Here is a 24198-nt window from a genome sequence, read left to right as displayed (position 1 = left end):
TATGAAACGTAACCACGTTGCGCTGTTGTGCGCTCTGGCCCTTGCCGCCGCCACGTCTTTTTCTCTGTTGGGGTGCGGCGGCTGCTCGGGCGCACGCCACCAGGCGTCCCAAAACACGGATGCTCCTGCGGCAGAATCAACCGCGCCTCCCGCCACAGCCAAGGCGCAGCAACACGACCTCAAGGGCGTTTCGTTGCGCCCGGTTGAAGCCGAGCTGTCGCCCAATGCGCTCAACACCTACGCATTTCTGGTCTTTGCCGAGGCCATGAACAATGAGGACGACAACGCGCTTGCAGCGGCGTCTCCGCTGCTGGCCAAGGCGCACATGCCCGTCAACATCTGGCTCGAGGGCGGCGTGTGGCTGCTGAGCCGCAAGTCGCCCCACGCGGCGACGGTCATGGAGCAGGCGCTCAGCGTCTGGCCCGACGACATATCGCTCAACCTGCTGTACGCCGAAGCCCTTATGGAAAAGGGCTCCCCCGAACTGGGCGTCAAGCTCATGCGCGAATACCTTAAAAAGCATCCCGATTCTGTGGATGCCCGCATGGAGCTGGCTCTGCTGCTGGTCAAAAGCAAGCAATATCCCGAGGCGGAGGGGCTGCTCAACAGCGTTACCGGCAAACAGCGCACCCCGCTGGTGGATTACTACCACGCACGGGCGCTCATCGGCATGGACAGGCCCAACGAGGCCGTGAGCTATCTGCAGCGCGCCATCAAGGACATGCCCGATTTTGTGGAAGCCATGGCAGAGCTGGCCTTTGTGTACGAGCAAAAGCCCGACCTCAAGGCTGCGCGCGCCATCTACGAAAAACTGCTCAAGCTCCACTTTTCTTCACAGGACGTGCTGCTGCGGCTGATCAACATTTCGTTGCGCATGGGCCAGCCTGAAAAGGCGCTCAAATACATGCAGCAGGGGCCGGACAGCACGCCCTTCAGGCTCACTGTCGCCAGCATGTTTATGGATTCGCGCCACTTTCTGCAGGCGGAGAGCCTGCTCAAACAGATTGTGGCCCAGGGCGACGCGCCTTTGGACGTTTATCTGCTGCTGGCCGAGCTGGCCTACGACCAGCGCCGCGACCTTGACCTGGCTTTTTCGTGGCTGGACAAAATACCTCCGTCCAGCAAGGCGGCTGTACGCGGCGAGCTGCTGCGCACGCAGCTGCTGGCCGAGGCCGGGCGCGACGCCGAGGCGCTCGCCGCTGTACGCAAGGCCATAAGCACCAACCCGGACTCCTCCGAGCTGGTGGAAGTTGAAGTGCGGCTGCTGGCGCGGCAAAAGCAGATGACGCAGGCCCTGCAGGTTGCCCTGGACGCAGCAAAACGCTGGCCCGACAATGCCGATGTATCTTTTTTGCTTGGCTCCCTGCAGGATGAGACCGGCGACAAAAAAGCCGCCCTCAAGACCATGGAGCAGCTCATAACCAAACACCCCGACAACTATCAGGCCCTCAACTACGTGGGCTACACCCTTGCCGAGGAAAACCGCGATCTTGACCGCGCCCTGACGCTGCTTGTCCGGGCGGACGAAATTGCGCCCAACCAGTCCTACATTGTGGATTCTCTGGCCTGGGCCTATTTCAAGGCCGGAAAAATTGACGACGCTCTGAAGGAAATCCGCCGCGCCGTTACGCTGGACGAGCATACGGATGCCTCCATATGGGAGCATTATGGCGATATCGCCGCGCGTGCCGGTCTTAAGGACGAAGCCCGCGCCGCCTATCAAAAGGCCATGGAACTCAAACCCGACAATGCGGAAGCATTGCGGCAGCGGCTTTCACACCTATGAAAAAACTCGTTATTTTCTGCTGCCTGGCGCTGCTTTGCGCATGCGCCCGTCAGCCTGTGCTGGAAACCACGCCTGAAAACCGCGTGGCGCTCGAACAACGCTGGCAAAAATTCGCCGCCATAGGCGCTGTTGAAAAAGCCGATCCCTACCGCCTGCAGATGAGCCTGCGCTTTGGCACTGAGGGCGACACGCGCCGCGTCACTGCGCTGTTCTGGGGCAACAGCCAGCGCCAGCTGCGCCTTGACGTCATGGCCGGCGTGGGCACCACGGTTGCCAAAATTCTTGAGGACGGCCAGCATTTTCTTGTTTACAGCCCCAGCGAAAACAAGGCCTACTTTTATCAGGGAGCAACCAAGCCCCTGCTGCAGGTTGGCGTGCCGGTTCCCTTCAACCTCGTGCACCTGGCCGACCTGCTCAACGGCAGGTACGCGGCGGTATTTGGCAAACAGTTTGGTAAAACCGCCTTTTCTACCGACGGCAAGGCCGTGTACGACCTCGAGGGACAGCCGGGAGGCCGCCTGACCCTCAACGAGCAGGGTCTGCCCGTCGAGTGGCAGGAACAACCCAACGGCAAGGGCTGGAGCATGGAAATCCAGTACTCCGACGATGCCGTACCGCTGCCCCGCCGTCTGAACCTCGCCCACAGCAACGGCAAACGCGCAATTGTACTTATCAAGGAAAGAGAAAAGCCCTCCCAGCCCTTTACAAAAGAGCAGATGGCCTTACCCCTTCCGGAAGACGCACCCCTGCTGCCTCTTGCCAAGTTCAAGCAGCAGCAATAGCCGCTCCCTGCTGGCGCAGCGCTGATTTTTTGGCGCTTGCAGCATACGGGCGGTCTGTATCTACAGCCATTACGCGGTGCGTCCGGCCAGTCCGGGCGCACCGCCCGCAACTTTGCAGGAGCAGACATGCAAACCATCCACATCGCCTCAGACCACGCAGGCTACGCGCTAAAAGATCACCTCGTGCAGTTTCTCGCCCAAAAGGGCGTCAACGTGGTGGACGACGGCACCCACTCCACCGAAAGCTGCGACTACCCCGTGCTGGCGCACAAGCTGTGCGCCGAGGTTGAAAAGGAACAGGGCACGGGTATTCTTATCTGCGGCACGGGCATAGGCATTTCCATTACCGCCAACCGCCACCCCGGCATCCGCGCGGCCCTGTGCAGCACCGAGCTGCAGGCGCGACTCTCGCGCCAGCACAACAACGCCAATGTGCTTTGCCTTGGCGCGCGCATCATCGGCGTCGAACTGGCCCAGGCCATTGTCGAGGCTTTTCTGGAAGGAACGTTTGAGGGCGGCAGGCATCAGCGCCGCATTGATCTGATCAATCTTCCCGGCTAGGCCGGGTAAGGGATATACATGCTGATCTACAATACCCTGGGCCGCAAAAAGGAAGAATTCGTCCCCGTGCACGCGGGCAAGGCAAACATGTATGTTTGCGGCATCACGGCCTATGATCTTTGTCATATCGGGCATGCCCGTTCCGCCCTTGTCTTTGACGTGCTGGTGCGGCAGCTGCGGCACATGGGCCTTGAGGTGCGCTTTGTCCGCAACTTTACCGATGTGGACGACAAAATCATCAACCGGGCCAACAAGGAAGGCCGCGACTGGCGCGAGGTCGCCCAGACCTACATAACCGCCTTTCACGAAGATATGGACCGCCTCGGCGTGCTGCGGGCCGACGACGAGCCACGCGCCACCGAATATATCCCGCAGATTCAGGCCCTGTGCGCCCGCCTTGTGGAAGAGGGCAAGGCCTACCCCACGCCTTCGGGCGACGTGTATTTCAGGGTGCGGGCATACGAGCCTTACGGCAAGCTCTCGGGCCGCAGCCTTGACGATCTGCTGTCGGGAGCGCGCGTTGCACCCGGCGAGGAAAAGGAAGACCCCCTCGACTTTGCCCTCTGGAAGGCGGCCAAACCCGGCGAACCTTTTTGGGAAAGCCCCTGGGGCAAGGGCCGACCCGGCTGGCATATCGAATGCTCGGCCATGAGCCAGCCCTATCTGCCCCTGGATATCCATGGCGGCGGGCAGGATCTTATCTTTCCGCATCATGAGAACGAAATTGCCCAGTCAGAGGCGGCCTGCGCCTGTTCGCTGGCCCGCTACTGGGTGCACAACGGATTTGTGCAGGTAAACGCCGAAAAGATGTCCAAGTCGTTGGGCAACTTTAAGACCATACGCGATATTCTCGAAAACTATCTGCCCGAAACCCTGCGCTTTTTCCTGCTGGGCAAGCACTACCGCAGCCCCATCGACTTTACCGCCGACAGCATGGACGAGGCGGAAAAAGCCCAGCACCGCGTCTATACGGCCCTGCTTGAGGCGGGCAAGGCCCTTGCCCGCGACAAGTGGAAAAAGACCCCCCTGCCCCCCGAAATGGCCGATGAGTGGGCATCTCTGCCCAAGGCTTTTGACGCCGCCCTTGAGGACGACGTCAACACCGCCCAGGCCCTGGGGCAGGTATTTGCTCAGGTGCGCCTGGTCAACCGCCTGCTTGAAGACAAGGGACTGCGCGCTGGCGAAGCCGGACGCGACCTGTTGCAGCAGTTTCTTGCGCGCGCGCGGGGATGGAATGAGCGCCTTGGCCTGTTTGGCCAGGACCCGCAGGTTTTTCTGGCCGACCTGCGCGGCCAGCGCGCCCGCCGCAAAAGCATTGACGTAGCCCGCGTGGAACAGCTTATGCTTGCACGGCACGAAGCCCGAGCCAGCAAGGATTTTGCCCGCTCGGACTCGCTGCGGCAGGAAATTACCGACCTTGGCGTCAGCGTACGCGACACCCCCGAAGGTCAGGTCTGGGATCTGGAATAAGCCGCTGCCCGCGTCGGTTTTCGGCGCGGGCGTTTTTTTCGCGGCCCAGCGAGGAATACATGTTGCAACGTGTTGCCGTGCGCCGCGTTATGGCGCTGTTGATCATCCTGTCGTTTCTGTCGGCCCAGCTTGTGGCGGCGCCAGCCCAGGCCTTCTTTTTCGGCGGCGTCACCATCAAGGACGAAAAGGAGATGGGGCACAAGTTTGACGTAATGATCCGCTCCAACATGGGTATTGTTGAAGACCCTGAAGTGAGCCAGTACGTCAACCAGATCGTGCAACGGCTGGTCAAGACCATCCCGCCGCAGCCGTTTACCTTCAAGGCGGCGGTGGTTCTGCACAATTCGCTCAACGCCTTTGCCGTGCCCGGCGGCTATGTGTATGTTTTTACCGGCCTGATCATGAATCTGGACAAGGAAGAAGATCTTGCCGGTGTTCTGGCGCACGAACTGGCGCACGTGACCCAGCACCATGTGGCCACTCGACTTGAACGGGCGCAGTTTGTAACTGTCGGCTCGCTGCTGCTGGCCATTGCTGGCGTTGCCGTGGGCGGCTCGGGCGGCGGCGCGCTGGCCGTGGGCGCTCTGGGAGCCGGTCAGTCGGCCATGCTCAACTACAGCCGTATGGACGAAACCGAAGCCGACCAGATAGGCCTGCAATATCTTGTGGCTGCGGGCTATCCCCCGCAGGGCATGGTGGACGGCTTTAAGGTTCTGCGCCAGAAAAGCTGGATGAGCGGCTCCAGCGTGCCCACATATCTTTCTACCCACCCTGCCATCGGCGACCGCATCAACGGCCTGCAGGCCCGCATACAGGGCATGGGCAAGGCCGTACAGGGCCGCACGCAGGACAACAAGCGCTTTGTCCGCGTCAAGACCCTGCTGTGGGCCCGCTATGGCGACGAGCAGGCGGCCCAGCAGCGTTTTTCGGGCAAGGACGGCCTCTCGTGCATGGGGCGGGGCATTGTGCTGGCCCGCATCAACCGGGTCAGCGAGGCCAACAAGGCCTTTGACGAGGCCCTTGCCGCTTCGCCCAACGACCCCCTTGTGCTGCGCGAGGCAGGGGCCTTCCATTATCGCAAGGGAGACATGAACCGGGCCGACGGACTGCTGCGTCAGGCCATGCGCCTTGACTCGCGCGACTACATGGCCTCGTTTTTCTACGCCCGCATGCTGGACGAAACCGGCAGGCAGGCCCAGGCAGCGCAATACTACCAGGAAGTGCTGCGCTATGTGCCTGAAGACGCCGAAGTGCACGAGGCCTATGCCCGCTCGCTCGGCAAAACCGGCGACACCGCCGGAGCTTACATCCACATGGCATACAGCGCCCTGTATTCCAACAACAAAAAACAGGCCGAGCGCTACTTTAACCAGGCCAAGTCGCTTGCGGGCAGATCAGCCGACCAGCGGCCTTTTCAGCGGCTCGAAGCCGCCTACAAAGAGCGCAAGGAAATATGGGAAAAGAACTGATATGATGGACACACATGCCACAACCATACTGGCCGTGCGCAAAGACGGCCGCGTGGCCATTGCGGGCGACGGACAGGTGACCCTTGGCCAGAACATGATCATGAAGCACGGCGCGCAAAAGGTGCGGCGGCTGTATGACGGCAAGATTCTGGCAGGTTTTGCCGGGGCCACAGCCGACGCATTTACGCTTTTTGAGCTGTTTGAAGCCAAGCTCAAGGAGCTGCGCGGCAACATGGTCCGCGCCGCTGTCGAAATGACCAAGGAGTGGCGCAAGGACAAGTATCTGCGCAAGCTCGAGGCCATGCTGCTGCTTGCCGACAGCGAGCACATACTTGTTCTGTCGGGCACGGGCGACGTCATCGAGCCAGACGACGATGTGGCGGCCATTGGCAGCGGCGGCCCCTACGCCCTTGCGGCGGCCCGCGCCCTCACGCGGCACAGCGACATGGACGCGGAGACCATCGCCCGCGAGGCCATGCGCATTGCTTCCGAAATCTGCGTGTACACCAACGGCAACCTGACTGTTGAAACCCTGTAACGTTGCTTCGACAGGACAAACCACATGAGCGTAGTTGTTGCAGGGTGCAAGGTTAACCTCGGCTTGCGCATCACGGGCGTGCGCGCAAACGGCTATCATGAGCTTGATTCGCTCTTCTGGCCCCTGCCCCGGCCCTGCGACAGGCTGCATATCAGGGAGACAGGCGGCCCCGCGGGGCTTGTGGTGCACTGCGACACGCCGGGCATAGACCTTGCGCGCAACACCCTGACCAGATCATACAAAGCGCTGGCCGATCGCGTACCGGGGCTGCCCGGTCTTGAGGTCAGGCTCAACAAGGGCATACCCACAGGGGCCGGTCTTGGCGGCGGCAGCAGCGATGCGGCGGCCCTGCTGCGCTGGCTCAACGGCAGGCTGCCGCACCCCCTTGATGAGGCCGCGCTGGCCAAGGTCGCCCTCAGCGTGGGCGCGGACACGCCGTTTTTTCTTAAAAACGCGCCCTGTCGCGTACGTGGAATTGGTGAAATTATTGAACCGTATGCGCAGGATGAGCTTGCAGGCATGCACCTTGTTCTGGTATGTCCTGACATTCACGCTTCAACCCCGCAGGCATATGCTGATTATGACGCCGCCATGCAGGCTTCAAACACTATTCCCGGGCAAAATTGCTTGACAAAGCCGCAAAGCAAGGCTAATGGAACTTTTCTCTCCGGGGTGCGGACAGCTTTGGACATGCACAATGACCTTGAGGCCGTTGTGTTTTCACGCCATCCGCAACTTGCAGAAATCAAGGCGAACTTGCTGCGCCTTGGGGCTGGGGCCGTGGCCATGAGTGGCAGCGGCTCAGGCATTGTGGCGCTTTTCGCGCGCGAATTTCATGTGGAATCGCAGGCGGCGGCTGCCATGCTGCAGGGAGAGAACAGGCGCGTATACGCGCATGTGCTGTAATACTGGGATGTAGCCAAGTGGTAAGGCAACGGGTTTTGGCTCCGTCATTCGAAGGTTCGAACCCTTCCATCCCAGCCATGCACTGCTGCTCAGCGCTTTGGGCGCTATCACGCGTCTTCCGTCGGCTTTCGGCGGCCTGGCAATAATGCGCCGCCTTTCTTCCGGCGACGGCAGCAAGGATATATAACCGTAAGTGCACGTTGGCGCGCAAGGCAGGACGGTTCATGTACAGCGATCTCAAGATCGTCACCGGGTCTTCCAATCCGGATCTGGCCAAGGCCATCTGCAACCATCTGGGCTGTCAGCTCACGCCCACGCTGGCTACCACGTTCAGCGACGGCGAGTTGCGGATTGAAATAGGCGACAATGTTCGCGGTGATGACGTCTTTGTGGTGCAGCCTACCTGCCCGCCGACGATCAACCGCAACCTGGTGCAGCTCTGCCTTATGCTCGACGCCCTCAAAAGGGCCAGCGCAGACAGGATAACAGCCGTTATTCCGTACTACGGCTATGCGCGCCAGGACCGCAAGGTCAGCCCCCGTGCGCCCATCAGCGCCAAGATGGTGGCAGACTTTATCAGCGTTGCCGGTGCGGAGCGCGTGGTCACCATTGACCTGCACGCCGGACAGATTCAGGGTTACTTTGACTGCCCTGTGGACAACCTGTTTGCCGTGCCTGTCATGCTTGAATCACTGCGGCGGCTGCACGACGACAACATCGTCATTGTTTCGCCCGACGCCGGCGGCGTTGAACGCGCCCGCGCCTACGCCAAAAGGCTCAACGCGCCCCTGGCCATTGTGGACAAGCGCCGCGACAAGCCCAATCAGGCTCAGGCCATGCACGTTATCGGCGATGTAAAAGGCCGACTGGCCATTGTGGTTGACGACATGATCGACACTGCGGGCACTTTGTGCGCCGGCGCCGATGTGCTGCTGAAAAACGGCGCCACCAAAATCGTCGCCTGCGCCACCCACGCTGTGCTGTCCGGTCCGGCCATTGAGCGCATCAACAGCACTGAGGCGCTCTCGCAGGTATTTGTCACAGACACCATCCCCATGGGCGACAAGCTCGAACGCTGTCCCAAGCTTGAAGTTGTCTCTGTGGCTGCCCTTCTGGGCAAGACCATTCACAACATTCATACCGGTTCTTCGGTAAGCGTGTTGTTTGTGTAGCCCGCTGAGGGCGGCAAGCGTGTAGACCCAAATCTGCCCGCAAGGGCCGGTTCCATAATAACAGAACTTTTTCCGCACGTTTCGGCGGCGGTAAGCCAAGGAGCAGGACATGAATATTGAAAAAACGTTGAGCGTGCAGAAGCGCGAGGGTAGCGGCAAAGGCGCGAGCGGCCGTCTGCGTACCGAAAATCTGATCCCCGGCGTGTTCTACACTGCCAAGGGCGAAAACATCTCTGTGCAGGCCCCTGCCCTGCCGCTGGAAAAGCTGTATGCCGAAGCCGGCCGCACCTCCGTGTTCAACCTGGAGATCGACGACAACGGCCAGAAGACCGTTCATCCCGTGATCATCTGGGACGTGCAGTACCATCCCTACAAGAAGGTCTTCTGCCACATCGACTACTACGGCGTTGACCTCGACAAGCCCGTCACCGTTGACGTGCCCGTGGAGTTTGTGGGCGTGTCGCGCGGCGTGAAGCTTGGCGGTCAGCTGGAAACCTACCGCGAAGTCGTGCGCCTGAGCAGCAAGCCCCTGGATGTGCCCAAAAAGATTGTTGTTGACGTGACCCCCATGGACATCAACGCCACCATCTACGTGGCCGACCTGCAGCTGCCCGAAAACGTCAAGGCCGTTTACGACCGAAACTTTGCCATCGTCAGCGTTCTGGCCAAGGCCAAGGATGCCGCTGAAGAGGCCGCAGAGTAATACTGCTTGTTGCAAAGCCGGTTGTTTCCGGCCTTTGCGCGACTGTACTGGCCGGTTCCTCGCGGAGCCGGCCTCATTTTTATGCGCGCGGTTTTATGCACAAATTCGCCACTGTCATTCGCAAACTGCCTTCCCGCCACCGGGAGCTGCAGCTGGAAATCTGGCCCAACCAGGGGGCCGGGGTCATGCTGTTTTATCCCGGCACCATGCTGTCGCCCTTTCAGTATCGGCCCCTGCTTGCGGCTCTGCGTCAATCGGGCTTTGCCGTGGCGGCCCTGCACCTGACAGGACACGGCCTCAACCGGCACAGCACCGGCTTTACCTTTGGCGACCTGTTGCAAAACGGTCTGGATGCGGAAGGCTGGCTGCGGGCCGAGGGACACAGCGACATTGCCGTGTGCGGGCACAGCCAGGGCGGCATACTTGCGCTGGCGCACGCCGCCGCCTCGTCCAGGCTCACGGCGGCCTTTCCCATCACCGGCATACTGCCGCAGATGCGCGAGGCCATTTATCTTACGCGCTTTGCGTCCTTGGCCGACCGCAGGCAAAAAATAGCCGCTTTTTTTGCCACGCTGGCCCGCTGGTTGCCGAGACTGCCCCTGCCGCTGCACGCATATCTTGAACCGGGCAAGATCCTCGCCGGGGCGAGGCGCACAGTAACCGACCGCCGCAAGGCCCGGTTTACCTATCCGCTCGAATTTCTGGCCAGCCTGTTCAACGCCCGGTTGTCCCACAAGTTGGGCTGCCCTGTGTGCCTTTTCAGTGCGCGCAACGACGCCCTGTTTACCCCCGCAGTCATTCAGGCGACCTTTGACGCTCTTGAAGCCCCGTCAAAACGTCTGGTGTGGCTTGCCGGAGGAGGACATCTGGCGGCCATGAATCCCCCGCTCTGCCGTTTTATGGCCTGCACCGCCGCTGCCGTTTGCGCGGGGCTCAAGCTGCCGCTGCGGCTTGAACGCAGCTCTATCGCGTCTGGAGGCGCATTTGATGGACTATAAAGGCGTAATCGTCGGACTGGGCAACCCCGGCGCTAAATATGACCACACCCGCCATAATTGCGGCTTTGAATTTGTTTCGTACCTTGTGGATCTTGCCAGCCGCGAGGGGGAGGCCAGCCAGCAAAACGGGGGCAAGTTTTCGTGCGAGCTGTGGCGTCTGCGCCTGCCAGAGCTCGGGGGCTGCTGGCTTGCGGCCAAGCCTCAGACCTTTATGAACCTGAGCGGCCAGTGCGTGCAGCCCCTGCTTGCCTGGCACAAACTCAAGCCGCAAGACATGGTGGTGGTGCACGACGAGCTGGATATCCCCGCCGGCGAGCTTCGGTTCAAACTTGGGGGCGGCAATGCCGGCCACAACGGGCTCAAATCCATCACCGAACTTTTGGGCACGCCCGATTTTTACCGCCTGCGTATGGGCATTGGCCGCCCACCGCACAAGGGCGATGTGACCAACTGGGTGCTGGGCCGCCCCGAGGGCGAAGATGCGCAAAATATCCAAAAGTCCATGGCGCAGGCAGCGGAGACGCTGTTTGCCTTTGCGGATAAAGGACTGGAAAGCGCGGTCAGGGCCTCACGAAAAACAGCCTGACATTTACCGGGGCCGTCGCAGCGCATGCAAATTACTACTGTACCGAGTGTGATTGCGGCAACAATGCGCCCCAACGCGCTGCAACCCTGACAAAACTGCAGTGCGCACGAGTTCGTTTTTTACTACGCGGCGGCACTCTGCATGAATATGAGCAAAATGCTTTTTCAACTGGACTCTTGCCCATTCTTGGACTAAGGTCTTTGAAGAGTTGGTTTCAGACTCTTCCTATTTTTCAGTTAATTCGCGACTTCCAGCTAAATCGCTCCAGGTCTCGTTTAGTTGCGCCCCTTATGGGGCGTGTTGGTGGCATCATGTTCACTTCGGACGATCTCGTTGTTTACCCTGCCCAAGGTGTGGGCAAAATAGAACGCATAGACAGCAAAACCGTTGGGGGTCTTGTCTGCGAGCTCTATATTGTGCGCATACGGGCAAACAACGTTACGTTGATGGTTCCGGTGAACAATGCAGCCCATGTGGGCCTGCGCATGCTTACCCCAAAGGACGAGGCGGAAGCCATACTCGAATCGTTGCGCAACGACTCGGGCAAGGCCGTCTACACCGGCCAGAACTGGAACCGCCGTTTTCGCGAATATTCCGAGCGACTCAAAAGCCCCAGCCTTGCCACGGTAGCCGAAGTGCTGCGCGAGCTGCTGCTGATAGGCCGCAGCAAGGAGCTTTCGTTCGGCGAGCGACGCCTTCAGGAGCAGGCCATGGGCCTTGTTACCGGCGAATTGTCTGAAGTTCTGGACGTCGAAGAAGGCAAAGTACGCGACGAGCTGCTTGAAATTTATGCCCCGCCGCCAGCCCCGCAGGAACCTGTCAGCTAGCGCTCTGGAACCATGACCAACTTTTTTGTGGGCTGTAACGCATTTTTTCCTTGCCATTACTGAAAAGATGGGCTAATCGCAATTTCACACATCTTTTTTGTTCCCAATATCATCCGCCTACCACACTACAGTATACAAATACTGTAAGTGTTACCCTGTGTATTATCAAAATATCGGACTGTTATGCGTAAAAAGAAAGCTACTTCCACACTGTTGACCGACAGCGCCTTAAGCCTCACGGATCTGAAGACGCGTAGCATGCAAGAACTCATGGAGCTGGCTGAGCAGTATGAAATTGAAAATGCCAGTTCCATGCGCAAGCAGGAGCTCATTTTTGCACTGCTTTCTACCTGCGCCTCGCAAAATGGCTCCATCTACGGCGATGGTGTGCTCGAAATCCTGCCCGATGGTTTTGGCTTTTTGCGGTCGCCGCTGTGCAGCTACATGCCCGGCCCGGACGATATCTATGTATCGCCATCGCAGATTAGACGTTTCTCTTTGCGCAAGGGTGATATTGTTTCGGGGCAGATACGCCCGCCCAAGGAGGGCGAACGCTACTTTGCCCTGCTCAAGGTTACCGAGATCGGCTTTGAACCGCCGGAGCACGCCAAAAACCTCGTTCTTTTCGATAACCTCACCCCTATCTACCCCGATCGCCAGCTCGTCATGGAAAATGGCGAAAAAAACCTTTCCAACCGGGTTATCGACATCATGGCCCCCATTGGCTGCGGTCAGCGCGGCCTTATCGTGGCGCCGCCCCGCACCGGTAAAACCATGTTGCTGCAGGCGCTGGCCAATGCCATCAACGCCAACAACCCCGATGTTTACCTTATTGTGCTGCTAATCGACGAGCGCCCCGAAGAAGTCACCGACATGGAGCGCACGGTCAAAAAGGCCGAAGTTATCAGCTCCACCTTTGACGAGCCTCCGCAGCGCCATGTGCAGGTGTGCGAAATGGTGCTCGAAAAGGCCAAGCGCCTTGTGGAACGCAAGCGCGACGTGGTCATCCTGCTCGACTCCATCACTCGTCTGGGGCGCGCCTACAACGCGGTTACCCCTTCGTCAGGCCGCGTGCTTTCCGGCGGTCTTGACGCCAACGCCCTGCAGCGGCCCAAGCGCTTTTTTGGCGCGGCCCGCAATATTGAAGAAGGCGGCAGCCTTACCATCATTGCAACGGCCCTTATCGACACGGGCTCCCGCATGGACGAAGTTATCTTTGAAGAGTTCAAGGGTACCGGCAATATGGAAATATACCTCGACCGTCATCTGTCGGAAAAGCGTGTTTTCCCCGCCATCGACATCAACCGCACCGGTACGCGCAAGGAAGACCTGCTGCTGGCCGACGACGTGCTCAACCGCGTGTGGATTCTGCGCAAGATTCTTGCCCCCATGTCGTCCATCGACAGCATGGAATTTTTGCTCGACAAAATGCGCGCTACCAAGTCCAACAAAGACTTTATGAACGCCATGGGCAAATAGGCCGCCCAGGCACAGCCGTGCCTGCCCGCGGCGGAGGCCATGAGCCACTGGCTGGCTTCAGGATTAACCTTGACCTCGTGTTCCGCAGGGCTTATCTTTAAGGTGTAATTTGCATTATTTGCCCAACTCTCAACGGAGGCTCCCCGCATGTTCGGCGTAAGCATGCCTGAATTGTTGCTTTTACTGGTTGTTGTTTTGCTTCTTTTCGGGTCTAACAAGTTGCCGGAAATCGGTGGTGGGCTTGGCAGGGCAATCCGCAACTTTCGCCGCGCGTCGTCCGAACCGGATGAAATCGACATTACTCCCAAGGACAAAAAACAGCCCACGTCCTCTGACGATCCCAATCACAAGGCCTAAACCCGCCTGACGAACTCAAAGGATTTGTCATGAAAACGGAACAGCTCTCTGTATTTCTGGAAAACCGGGCCGGACGTCTGGCCGAGGTTACGCACACCCTGGCCGAGGCAGGCATCAATATACGCGCTCTGTCGCTGGCCGACACCTCTGACTTTGGCATCCTGCGCATGATTGTGTGCGATCATGAAAAAGCCAAGGTCGTGCTGAAAGATAAAGGCTTCACCCTTGGCCGCACAACGGTGGTGGCTGTGGAGGTTCCCGACACTCCCGGCGGTCTTGATTCTGTGCTGCAAACCGTTTCAAAAAACGGCATCAACGTGGAATACATGTACGCCTTTGTGCAGCGCGAAGCCGAAAGCGCCGTTATGATCTTTCGCTTCGACAAGATCGATCAGGCCATTGAAGTGCTCAAAGCCAACAACTTTGTCATCATTCCGGCCGAGCGCCTTTGCGCCCGCTAAGTCTGGCACGCGCAGACGGTTTTTTGACTTACCAATCCGTAACATTTCTGCGTAACCAAAAACCGGTCAGTTTTTCTGCACATTGCAGACAAAACTGACCGGTTTTGACATTTTTTGCCCGCCTGCCCATATATCTGCCGGTGGGGCCTGTTTATTGCGTCGCAATAGCCATACGACGGCAATTGCCGGGACGTCCTCTCTATTGTTCACCCTGATAGCTTTGTAGCCCCTTAATGCTGGTTTGGCGGTTGCCAGCCAAACCTATCCGGCTTGTGGCACTGCCATTTTTTACTGTGCAAAAAAGCAGTGCGTTATTCGCAAAAAAAGTGCGCCCGCCCCTTACCAGGGCAGACGCACAGACAGCCCGCCGCGCTGCGATCATCAAGGCTCGCTGGCGCGCGTCATATGCCGGGCTAAAATGACCAGGCAACCCCAAGTGAAACCAGCGACTGGTCAAACCTGTAGATCGCGCTTTCAGAGGCGTTGTGCGTGTACTGGTACGACGTTTCCACAGACCAGGCCTCGGTAACGCGCCATGTGAGCGCAGCGCCTGTGCGCCACTTCTGGTCAAGGCGGTTTGAGGTTTCCAGCGCGGTGGCCGGGCCGTTATACCAGTCTTTTTCAAAAGAAACGAAGGGCGACAACTCAAAATCCTTGGGCAGCTTAAAGACCACCCGAGCGCTGGTTTCAATGCCGGTATAGCAATAGTCGGCCTTCTCAGGCGTATTGCCGCCAAGGTAGCTCACACCCAGCATTATCTCGTGGTTGCTCTCGCCAAAATAGCGGCGCACGTACTGCCCCAGCGTCCAGTACGCACCGTTACGGTCGCCGTCTCTTGAATAGGCGCGCGAATCAAGGGTTCCGCGCGTAATCAGGTGCCACGCGGGGGTTACAGCCCACAGCCAGGTAGCTTCCGTGCCGGAGGCAGAGACGTTTTGGTACCACTGGTAGTCAAAAACCTCGCTTTTAAACCGCACGTCCAGCATGGTTGTGGGCGTAAGATGGCGAAAGCCCGCTGCGGCCCTGCCCCACTCCGAAGTGCGGCTGTGCACGTTGTCTAGCGAGGCATTGCCGTTGCCGCGCGCAAGCCCCTGCACATCGCCCACGACCCACCAGGGGGTGTCGCGCTCGGCCTTCCAGGCGACATCAAGATTACTGCCAAGATACGCGCCAAATGTGCTTTTAGCCCCGGAATCCGGCACGTCAATGCGCCATGAACCAAGATCCATGCTCGTACTTGCAGGGCCAAAGGTGGCGTTTGAATCGTACAGCAGACCGCTGCGCACCTTGCCGTGTATCTGCCAGTGCTCGTAGCGCTTTTCGAGCGAGTCGAGCAACCTGTCGCTGTCGGCCTTGTTGATATTGGGGTTAAGGGCGAGCGCTGTAGCCATGGCGCTTTCCGCGCTCCGGCGGTCTTCAAGCGCCATGTAGGCCTGGGCCAGCTCGCCAAAGAGCACAGGTTCGCTGGGATATTTTTCCGTAAGCCGCTCATAGGCCATCACAGCCTGGTTGTAACGCCCTGTATGCATGGAGGTGCGGGCAAGGTTAAGGTTGACTTCGTCATCATCCGGGGTTTCGCGCAGCAGGCGCATATACATTTCGTAGGCCGACGCGTACTTGCCCTGTTGCATGAGCGCTGCAGCGTCGGCCTTGGCAGAGCCAACAGCCGTACGCAGAGCGGGCGAATCCTCCGCCGCCATGGCTGATGAGCAGCCCAACAGCAAGAGAAGGGGCAGCAAAGCAAAAAACTGCACAGCGGGGTTGATTGAGACGCAAAATTTCATGCCTCAGTTCCCCTAATTGTGCTGGCTTCCGTAAAATTGAGCAGATCTGACTTCTGACAGATCAGAGCGATCTAAAATTGTATAATTGCCGTTCACGGATAATATACCGCTGCTGGTTGCCGCAGTACCAGTCATGCTGCCGCTATAGTTGTGGTTCGTAAAATTGGTCACGCTCAGGGAAGATCCGGAAATTGATCCATTGCCTCCAGTAAGCGTGCCCAGACCATCCGGCTTCATCATTCCGTTGCTGACGATACCACTTGCAAGATTGACGTGAAAGTTGAACGTACCTGCATCCAGGTGATCACTGTTCTGCAGCACTCCTGAAACAACGGCATTATTGAGATGCCGGAACGTATCTATTCCAAATCCCTGCTGGTTGGTCTGCGCCTGCGCCACAAGCGGCGCCTGCGCCAACGATGTGGGCGCAGTTACGCCGACCGACGCGGTGGAGGGCGGCGCAAGGGGCGCCGGGCTGCCAGGGGCAGAACTGCGAGTTGCCACGCTGCCCATAATGGTATTGGTATCAGCTGGCGTCATGGGGCTTACCGCCCCCTGCGGCAGGGACATCTTGAAGCCGGAAGGAACCAGCACCCCGTTGACAAAGACCTGTTTGGTTGTGTTGGTCACATAAACTATTGTGGTTCCGTCGCTCACTTTGACAGAAAAAATAGTGCCGCGAATACCCACGGTTGCGTCTGGCGTTACCACAGAAAAACCATCAGGGTTCTTTTCAACAATCTTGCCCGTTATAAAACGGGCCACGCCTTCACCCAGTTTGGCCTTGAAGGCGGGGTTGGGGCCTTCGGCCACAACGGTCTCAAGACTGAGCGACGTGTTGGAGCCAAGAGCAACCGTGGTATCGTCGTCAAAGAGAATTTGCGCCCGGCCTGTGGCATCGGTGGACAGCACATCCCTGTCGCCCACAGGGCTTTTCATGCCCAGCGCAACAGGTTGCCCTTCCCGCTGGGCGGTAACACCCGCCTTGTAGGAAATGACCTGTCCCACATCCTTGGCCGCGCACATGGTGCCAGTCAACAAGATAAGGCACAGGGCCAGCGCGCCATGCCCAAACGTGTATCGAATCATGATTTCCCCCCAACTCTACAGTATAAAAGACCTACTTATCTTCCATGGTCCAGATGCCGTCCCATGCCGGGGGCGGCGATTGCGCGAGCATGCGTGATCGCTCGCAGTACAGCTCAAACAGCCGCACACCGGAGTACCGCGCCGCCAGAGCGGCAAACTCCGCCGCTGCCTCGGCAAACGCGCCCCTCTCGTAGCATGTGCGGGCGGCTGTCCACTGCGGCATGGCCTGCTGAAAAATTTCATCCATACCCGGCCGCATGGGCCAGTAGATGCTTACAGGCCGAGTTTTACCCTTGACCCTCAGCAAATCAAGATGAACAAAGGCAAAAGTCTCCCCACAGCCCTTCATTGTATCCTCGCTGACAACCACAGGTACGCCGTAGCGCTTGCACAGGCCCTCAAGACGCGAAGCAAGATTAACGCTGTCGCCGATAAGCGTGTAATTGATCAGATCGTCCGAGCCCATGTTGCCTACATAGGCCTGCCCCGTATGGATACCCGCCCCCATGGCCAGCCGTATGCCAAAACTCTCCTCAATTTCCGCATTCAGGGCCTCGAGCTGCTCCTGCATGCTCAGGGCCGCATCCACCGCCAGCGCGGCGTGCCCGGGCACATCAAGAGGCGCGTTCCAAAAGGCCATGAGCGCATCGCCGATGAATTTGTCCAACGTGCCGCAACGGTTGCGCACAATGGCCGTCATGGGCGTAAAGTACCGGTTCAGCAGCTGCACCACATTCTGGGGCGAAAGCGACTCCGACAGGCTGGTGAATCCCCGGATGTCCGTAAACAGGATGGAAAGCTCACGGTTTTCGCCCGCCAGCAAATCCCCCTGCCTCTTGCTGATCTGCCTGACCACCTCGGGCGACACATAGCGCGAAAAAGCCCGCCGCAGCACAAGTTTCTGCTTTTCTTCGTGCCAAAAGCGCACGCTCAGCAGCAGGCCGCCGCACAGCAGCGAGGTTAGCAGGCCATACAGGGGTGAAAGAAACAGCCCCGTCATAAACAGCTGCCGCGACGCAAGCACTGTCGCCCCCATAAGGGCGACGGCGGCGGGCACATACACCCTCGGCCCGGCAAAGCCAAAAGCCAGTGTTGCGGCACAGGTCGCAATGGCTATCATGAGCATCTGCGCGCCGGGGGCCCACGCGGGCGTCTGCACAAAGTTGCCGTTGACCATGGCGTCAATGGCGGCAGCGTGCACCTCCACGCCCGGCATTACCCTGTCAAACGGCGTGGCCCGTATATCGGCCAGACCGGGGGCCGACGTGCCCACAAAGGCTATGCAGCCCCCAAGGTCGGTCTTGTCGGCTGTGCCCTCCAGCACCCTGGCGGCACTGATGTACCTGTACGTATGCCGCGCCCCCTGAAAGGGAACCTGCATATACCCCTCGCGCGATACAGGAATCTTGAAACTGCCGGCCGCAAGGCTGAACAGCCCGTCCGGCCCGGTGTACAGCCTGAGGGAGTCCGTACCCAGCGCCCGCATGAGCGCCTGCAGGGCCAGCGAAGGGTAAACGGCATCGCCAAATCTGATCAGCAGCGGAATCTGCCGCACCAGCCCGTCGACATCGGGTGAAACATTTACAAATCCCACCGGGGCTTGTTCAAAAAACTGCGGCAGCGGTAAAACCGCGCCTGAAGCGAGGGGCAAAAACTGGTCATACGGGGGGGCATCCTTGCCGCCGCGCGCGATCATGGCCGGAGGGCGGGGTTGAGGGCCGCCGCCGGGCTCGCCGGTGTAGCGTGCAAATGCGCCCAGCACCACTGGCGCGGCGCGCAGCGATGCGGCAAAAAGCGCGTCAAAGTCTGCCAGCGACGCAGGCAGGCCAGCAATTTCAAGCGATATGCCCCTGTTGCGGTAAATATCCTGCTGCATGCGCGCGGGCGATGTTCTGTCCGGCTCGGCGAACATGATATCCAGCCCGATGGAGGCAACGCCGCTTTGTCTCAGCCTGTCCACAAGATCGGCCACCAGGTAACGCGGCCAGGGCCACTGGCCGTAGCGGGCCAATGATTGCTCGTCGATGTCGATAATAACAGGTACAGCCGATGGCTGGCTCAGCTTGCGCAGGGGCAGCAATGCGTCATAAATTTTCAGGTCAAGGCGCTGCAACGCCACAGGCTGCGCCACATACAGCGCCAGCATGACCACGCCCCCGCACAGTCCCGCCATGGCGGTAAAAAGCCATGGCTGCCGCAGCAGCCGCTTCAGGGCGGACCCTATGCTCATGAGGCGGCATCGCGGCTGACCTGCACCGGATCAGCATCGGGAAAGCGCTCATAAATTTTGGCCACGACATCCATTACTTCTTCAAGGCAGGCCACCAGGTTGGGGTCAAAATGCTTGCCCGCCTCCTCGCGCATCAGCGCCAGAGCTTTTGAGTGGGGCCAGGCGGCCTTGTACGAGCGGGGCGAAACCAGCGCATCAAAAACATCTGCAATGGCCGTGATGCGGGCCGCAATGGGGATATCCTCGCCAGACAGCCTGCCCACGTCGCTGGGACCGGCATAGCCCTGGCCGTTCCATTTCTGGTGATGGTGGCGGGCAATGTCGCGGGCAAAAGCCATAAAACCACCACCCTGGGCTTCTGCCGCAAGTATGCCAGCCCCGATCATGGTATGCGCCCGCATGGCGGACATTTCTTCGTCGGTGAGCTTGCCCGGCTTTTTCAGCAGCAGGTCGCTCACGCCCACCTTGCCAATGTCGTGCAGCATGGCGGCAAGGCGTATCTGGCTTTTTACGTGCAGGGTTACGTCCGGGTCGAGATTCAGCTGATTGGCCCTGACCTGATACATTTCTGCGGCGATGGCCCCTACGCGTTCGGCATGGGGGCCGGTTTCCAGCGGGTCGTGCACCGAAGCAAGACGGATAAGCCTGTTGATGCTCGCCCGCACAAGGTGGCTGCGCTCGAGGACGTTTGCGATCTCGCGCGCGAGCACCCGTATATGCCCTTCCATATCGTGCGTAAACCTGCGCGGCCTGCACGTGCGCGGGTCAAGACTGTTGATGAGCTGCATGACGCCCGAGACGCGGCCAGCGTGATCATGAAACGGAACCACCAGCATTGATTCGGTGCGGTAGCCCGTAGCCTTGTCAAAATCATCGCGGAACGAAAACGGCAGACCAGACGGCAGCGCCCGTACATCGGCAAGGTTGAGCAGCTCGCCTGTGCAGGCGGCATAGCCGGCAATGGACTGGGTGTTGATCGGCAGCCGTGCCGATGAATAGGCGAACTTTGAAGCGGTGTTGACAGAAAACAGGCTGTCGTTGTGAGTGTAGGCAAAGAGCAGGTCTTCGCCGTCCACAAGAAAAATAGTACCGGCGTCGGCGTTGGTGATTTCGCGCGATTTGGCAAGTATGCGGTCCAGCAGCGTATTTTCATCCTGGTATTGCGACAGGGCGTCAACAAATTTGTCAAGCCAGTCGCTGAACTGCACAAGAGAGCATTCGTTGCAGGTGCGGTCTTTGCCCATGGGCAGGTCAAAGCGCATGCCTTCGCGCGCAAAACACAGGCGCAGGCCGTTTAGACGGCAACTCTGCAGAGCCTCGCGCTGCAGCACGTCTATCTGCCTGTCGGTCATTTGGGGCGAATGGTGCGAAAGGACAACGCAGCCAGCCCCCGCCTCAAGGCCAAGATCGCGCCAGTCCTCCCAGCGGGAGTGCCCCCATCCCTCGATATAGCTGGACGTGCTGTACATGCTGTCCACAACGGCCAGATCAACATTTTCAAGCATTGCGCGCGTGGCCTGCCGCACCTTGTCGTCGCGGGTAATCTCGTAGTCGCCGCTATACAAAAAAACTGCGCCTTCGCCGCATGCCTTGTACGCCAGCGCGCCGCCGGGATGATTTGCCTCTATGGCCGTGATGGTGGTGGCTGCGTCAATGGTTACCGCATCCCCTGGTTCAAGGCAGTGCCGCACCACTGTTCCGGCAAAGTCGCTGAAGGCGATGGGGAACATGCCGTGGGCAAAGTGGTTGTCCAGCACGTTTTCGAGCCAGGCGGGGATATAGATGTGGGTGGTCCAGCGGGACGAATGCAAGGGACGAAAAAAGCCCAGCCCCTGGATATGGTCGGTATGCCCGTGCGAAATAAAAAGATGGCAGGTTCCGCTTGGCGGCAGGTTTTCGCCTGCCTCGCGCAAGCCTGTACCCGCATCAAAAAAAACAAGCGCCCCGCTGTCGGTGTGCAGTTCAACACATGAGGTGTTGCCACCGTAAAAAGACATGGCTGGAGCTGGCGTGGCTATGCTGCCGCGCACGCCTCTGAGCACAACTTCCATGGGGCCTCCCAATGGCTCTATACAGCGGAATTATTTTATTAATAGTATTGAATTTGTGGCTTTTTTCAAGAGATGAATTCAGGTTATCTGAAACCAAGTATTACAATCCCCTATAAATAATGTATATTACTCAAAAATCCTTTTTTTAAAAAAATTTTACTTATGGAAATCTATACCCGCGTTATCCGGTAAAGCAGGCCGGATAACGCGGGTATAGATCGCATGCGGTCAGAATCACTGGAGGTTAGAACAGGCCGGTGACCCGCCCGGTTGTCACATCCACATCGATATTGCGGAACGAGGGCTTGGAACCCGTACCCGGCATAAGGCTGATATCGCCCGCCACCGGGGCCACAAGCCCAGCGCCGCCAAACAGCAGCACATCGCGCACGTGCAGCCGCCACGACGACGGCACGCCCCTGCGCTTGGCGTCGTCCGAAAGCGAGTACTGGGTTTTGACCATGCATACGCCAAGCTCGTCCGCGTCTGGCCGCTCCTGCAGGCTCTTGAGCCGCTGGGCAGCCATGGGTTCAAAATCGACCCCGTCCGCGCCGTAGACCTCGCGGGCAATGCAGACAATGCGTTCCGCAAGGGGCAGCTTCCAGTCATAGAGCGGGCGAAAGCCGCGCCTGGACGAATTGCAGGCGTCCATAACGGCGTCCGCCAGCTCCAGCGCGCCTTCGCCGCCTTTTTCCCAATGTTCCGACACAGCCACGCTGGCCCCGGCTTTTTCGCAGATACGGCGGATAGCGGCAATCTCTGCGGGTTTGTCGGTATAAAACTTGTTGATGCACACAACCGAGGGCACTCCGGAGCGGCGCACAATGCCGATATGGTGCAGCAGGTTGACGCACCCGGCCTCCACCAGGCCCACGTCTTCACGCAGGTATTCCTCGGGCAGGGGCTGGCCGGGGCGCGGTTGCGGCGCGCCGCCGTGGTGCTTGAGGGCGCGCACGGTGGCCACAATCACCGCCGCATCGGGCGCAAGCCCGCTGTAACGGCACTTGAGGTTCCAGAATTTTTCGTAGCCCATTTCGGCGGCAAAGCCGGATTCCGTCACATGGATGTCGCCCAGCTTGAGGCCCACCCTGTCGGCGATAACCGAGCTCTGGCCCAGGGCGATGTTGCCGAAGGGGCCTGTATGCACCAACACGGGCTGGCCCTCGATGGTCTGGATAAGGTTGGGCTTGATGGCCTCGACAAGCCAGGCGGTCATGGCCCCGTCCACCTCAAGGTCAGCAGTGGTCACGGGCCTGCCGTTGCGGTCAAGGGCCAGAACCATGCGGCCCATGCGCTGACGCAGGTCGGCCAGATCACGCGCGACCGAAAGAATGGACATGACCTCGGAAGCCACGGTGATGTCAAAATGCGAGCGCATCATAAAACCGTCGTTGCGCCTGCCGTCGCCTTCCATGCCGATGACGACGTTGCGCAGCGCCTGGGTGCAAAAATCCATCACCCAGCCGGTGCTCACGCGCGTGGGGTCGATATCCAGCCGGCGCATGCCCGAGAGCCGCTCAAGCGTGGCGTCGTCGTAGTTGCGCTCGTGCTGCATACGGGCCGTCAGGGCCGTCATGGCGAGGTTGTGCGCTGCGCCGACTGCATGTATGTCGCCCGTAAAATTGAGGGAATACGGCGTCAGCGGGATGCACTGCGAAAGACCGCCGCCAGCGGCGGAGCCCTTCATGCCCATGGTGGGGCCGCCCGAGGGTTGCCGTATGGCCGCCGAAGACCGCAGGCCGCGCCGGGCAAGGCCCTGCACCAGACCAATGGTGGTGGTTGACTTGCCCTCGCCAAGCGGCGTGGGCGTAATGGCCGTAACGTCAACATATTTACCGTTGGGGCGGTTTTCGAGCCGGTTCAGCACTTCCTGCTGCTCAATCTTGCCCATATATCGCCCGTAGGGCAGAACTTCTGAAGGCTTCAGGCCCATCTCCGCTGTGAGGGCCTCAAAGGTTTTCATATTCTTTTCCGCATCCAGGGCAATCTGCCAGTCCGGGTGCTTGGTAGGATCAAGGGTCATGCGTTCTCCATACAACATAGAATTGTCAAAATGTTACGGACCGCCAGCAGGGGCGTCAAGCCTGAAACAGCGGGCCAGCCCGAGCCTTGCGGCGGCTGGCAGCATTGGATATATCACAACAATTCCGCCCTGCGTATGGGCGGCCTTGCCTGCCCGTAGCGACAGGCAACAAGGGGGAGCCCCGTAGTTGCCTCTGTTTTTACAGACAGCCCGGAGGCAAACATCACTCACTACCCGCCAGCACGGCAGGACCTGCATGCGATTTACCGCCCGGCGAGGCCGGTTAACCATACATCTGCGCGTATTTCGCCAGGGGCGCGACCTCCAGGTGCTCTGCGGAGGCGGCGCAACCCATATCGGCGCGGTAGCCCTTGCCGCGCCTGTGGCTGATCACCCCCCAATGCCGGGGCAGGCGCAGGGGCAGGCGCAGCACGATGCGCAAATTCAGGTTCAGCTTCTGGGTCTACCCGGCCACAAGGAGGCCGACCTGGCGCAGTACATGGCCGAGAGCATGGCCCAGGCGCTCAACTGCGCCGTATGCGTCAGCGCGGGCATTCATTACGACAACATCACCCGTGAAGAAATCACGCAGGTCGAACAAATGACCCGCGATCTCACGCAACGCTGCATTATTGCACTGCAAAAGGACTGTTAATGCTTACGGCAAACGATCTTACAGAACTCGAAAATTACATCCGTAGCGGCGAACTTGAAGCGGACTTTAAGGACGGTTGCGAAAATGACCGCCACTACCTGCTCGAACTGCTCGAAAAGCTCATGGACCTGGGGGACCTTGCCGATGCCGCCGCCACAAGGATCATCTTCAAGGGGCTGCCTGTCCCCCCGCCGCCGACCGACAAATAACTGCCTGCGCCCGTCCGCGCCGACATACCCAGCGCGCCGCGTCATACGGGCAAGGCTGCCGT

22 protein-coding genes and 1 tRNA gene are annotated in these 24198 nt (G+C 59.3%); 18 read left to right on the top strand and 5 right to left on the bottom strand.

The window, feature by feature from the left end; translation table 11 throughout:
- The first annotated feature begins 1 nt into the window (after position 1).
- From DDIC_RS06120 to DDIC_RS06045, 16 genes are all read left to right on the top strand, one after another.
- Positions 2–1786 carry a tetratricopeptide repeat protein gene (locus DDIC_RS06120; protein ID WP_136399622.1) on the top strand — a complete coding sequence of 595 codons (1785 nt, stop codon included), beginning with the start codon at positions 2–4 and terminating at the stop codon, positions 1784–1786.
- Positions 1783–2568 carry an outer membrane lipoprotein LolB gene (locus DDIC_RS06115; protein ID WP_136399621.1) on the top strand — a complete coding sequence of 262 codons (786 nt, stop codon included), beginning with the start codon at positions 1783–1785 and terminating at the stop codon, positions 2566–2568. Before DDIC_RS06120 ends, DDIC_RS06115 begins: the two co-directional genes overlap by 4 nt.
- A gap of 126 nt (positions 2569–2694) precedes the next feature.
- Positions 2695–3129 carry a ribose 5-phosphate isomerase B gene (gene rpiB, locus DDIC_RS06110; RefSeq protein WP_136399620.1) on the top strand — a complete coding sequence of 145 codons (435 nt, stop codon included), beginning with the start codon at positions 2695–2697 and terminating at the stop codon, positions 3127–3129.
- 18 nt (positions 3130–3147) lie between these two features.
- Positions 3148–4599, top strand: a complete 1452-nt coding sequence (gene cysS, locus DDIC_RS06105) for a cysteine--tRNA ligase (protein WP_136399619.1) — start codon at positions 3148–3150, stop codon at positions 4597–4599.
- A gap of 59 nt (positions 4600–4658) precedes the next feature.
- Positions 4659–6068 carry a beta-barrel assembly-enhancing protease gene (locus DDIC_RS06100; protein WP_136399618.1) on the top strand — a complete coding sequence of 470 codons (1410 nt, stop codon included), beginning with the start codon at positions 4659–4661 and terminating at the stop codon, positions 6066–6068.
- Between the two features lie 4 nt (positions 6069–6072).
- Positions 6073–6606, top strand: coding sequence for an ATP-dependent protease subunit HslV (hslV, locus tag DDIC_RS06095; RefSeq protein ID WP_136401040.1), 534 nt, complete (start codon positions 6073–6075; stop codon positions 6604–6606).
- Between the two features lie 24 nt (positions 6607–6630).
- Positions 6631–7512 (top strand): 4-(cytidine 5'-diphospho)-2-C-methyl-D-erythritol kinase, encoded by an 882-nt coding sequence (gene ispE, locus DDIC_RS06090; protein WP_136399617.1) that lies wholly within the window; start codon positions 6631–6633, stop codon positions 7510–7512.
- 3 nt (positions 7513–7515) lie between these two features.
- Positions 7516–7590 (top strand) — tRNA-Gln (locus DDIC_RS06085).
- Positions 7591–7736: 146 nt separating this feature from the next.
- Positions 7737–8684: a ribose-phosphate diphosphokinase gene (locus tag DDIC_RS06080; RefSeq protein ID WP_136399616.1), complete on the top strand. Its 948-nt coding sequence runs from the start codon at positions 7737–7739 to the stop codon at positions 8682–8684.
- 109 nt (positions 8685–8793) lie between these two features.
- Positions 8794–9387 (top strand): 50S ribosomal protein L25/general stress protein Ctc, encoded by a 594-nt coding sequence (locus DDIC_RS06075; protein ID WP_136399615.1) that lies wholly within the window; start codon positions 8794–8796, stop codon positions 9385–9387.
- A 95-nt stretch (positions 9388–9482) separates the two neighbouring features.
- Positions 9483–10385 (top strand): alpha/beta hydrolase, encoded by a 903-nt coding sequence (locus DDIC_RS06070; protein ID WP_136399614.1) that lies wholly within the window; start codon positions 9483–9485, stop codon positions 10383–10385.
- On the top strand, positions 10375–10971 hold the full coding sequence (gene pth / locus DDIC_RS06065; protein WP_136401039.1) for an aminoacyl-tRNA hydrolase: 597 nt from the start codon (positions 10375–10377) through the stop codon (positions 10969–10971). Before DDIC_RS06070 ends, pth begins: the two co-directional genes overlap by 11 nt.
- 311 nt (positions 10972–11282) lie before the next feature.
- Complete coding sequence (locus DDIC_RS06060) at positions 11283–11798, top strand: CarD family transcriptional regulator (RefSeq protein WP_136399613.1); 516 nt, start codon at positions 11283–11285, stop codon at positions 11796–11798.
- A 183-nt stretch (positions 11799–11981) separates the two neighbouring features.
- Positions 11982–13277, top strand: a complete 1296-nt coding sequence (gene rho / locus DDIC_RS06055; RefSeq protein ID WP_136399612.1) for a transcription termination factor Rho — start codon at positions 11982–11984, stop codon at positions 13275–13277.
- A 147-nt stretch (positions 13278–13424) separates the two neighbouring features.
- On the top strand, positions 13425–13634 hold the full coding sequence (locus DDIC_RS06050) for a twin-arginine translocase TatA/TatE family subunit (protein ID WP_136399611.1): 210 nt from the start codon (positions 13425–13427) through the stop codon (positions 13632–13634).
- A gap of 29 nt (positions 13635–13663) precedes the next feature.
- On the top strand, positions 13664–14095 hold the full coding sequence (locus DDIC_RS06045) for an ACT domain-containing protein (RefSeq protein WP_136399610.1): 432 nt from the start codon (positions 13664–13666) through the stop codon (positions 14093–14095).
- Positions 14096–14508: 413 nt separating this feature from the next.
- Here the strand turns inward: DDIC_RS06045 and DDIC_RS06040 are convergent, their stop codons facing one another.
- The 5 genes from DDIC_RS06040 to DDIC_RS06020 all read right to left on the bottom strand — a co-directional run bounded on the left by DDIC_RS06040 (position 14509) and on the right by DDIC_RS06020 (position 23272).
- Complete coding sequence (locus DDIC_RS06040; protein WP_136399609.1) at positions 14509–15879, bottom strand: tetratricopeptide repeat protein; 1371 nt, start codon at positions 15877–15879, stop codon at positions 14509–14511.
- Between the two features lie 12 nt (positions 15880–15891).
- Positions 15892–16968: a FecR family protein gene (locus DDIC_RS06035; protein ID WP_136399608.1), complete on the bottom strand. Its 1077-nt coding sequence runs from the start codon at positions 16966–16968 to the stop codon at positions 15892–15894.
- Positions 16969–16999: 31 nt separating this feature from the next.
- Entirely contained in the window at positions 17000–19198 is a 2199-nt protein-coding gene (locus tag DDIC_RS06030) for a CHASE2 domain-containing protein (RefSeq protein ID WP_136399607.1), read from the bottom strand.
- Positions 19195–21249, bottom strand: a complete 2055-nt coding sequence (locus DDIC_RS06025) for an HD domain-containing phosphohydrolase (protein WP_136399606.1) — start codon at positions 21247–21249, stop codon at positions 19195–19197. The genes DDIC_RS06030 and DDIC_RS06025 overlap by 4 nt, the downstream gene beginning before the upstream one ends.
- 244 nt (positions 21250–21493) lie before the next feature.
- Complete coding sequence (locus tag DDIC_RS06020) at positions 21494–23272, bottom strand: formate--tetrahydrofolate ligase (RefSeq protein ID WP_136399605.1); 1779 nt, start codon at positions 23270–23272, stop codon at positions 21494–21496.
- Positions 23273–23528: 256 nt separating this feature from the next.
- Here DDIC_RS06020 and DDIC_RS06015 point away from each other — a divergent pair, with 256 nt between their 5' ends.
- Positions 23529–23927 carry a hypothetical protein gene (locus DDIC_RS06015; protein WP_136399604.1) on the top strand — a complete coding sequence of 133 codons (399 nt, stop codon included), beginning with the start codon at positions 23529–23531 and terminating at the stop codon, positions 23925–23927.
- Positions 23927–24136, top strand: a complete 210-nt coding sequence (locus DDIC_RS06010) for a hypothetical protein (protein ID WP_136399603.1) — start codon at positions 23927–23929, stop codon at positions 24134–24136. The genes DDIC_RS06015 and DDIC_RS06010 overlap by 1 nt, the downstream gene beginning before the upstream one ends.
- Positions 24137–24198: the final 62 nt, after the last annotated feature.

Origin of the sequence: Desulfovibrio desulfuricans (assembly GCF_004801255.1) — a bacterium.
Classification (GTDB): domain Bacteria; phylum Desulfobacterota; class Desulfovibrionia; order Desulfovibrionales; family Desulfovibrionaceae; genus Desulfovibrio; species Desulfovibrio desulfuricans_C.
Note: the sequence above shows the minus strand (reverse complement) of the source record. Positions and strands in the feature narration are given on the sequence as shown.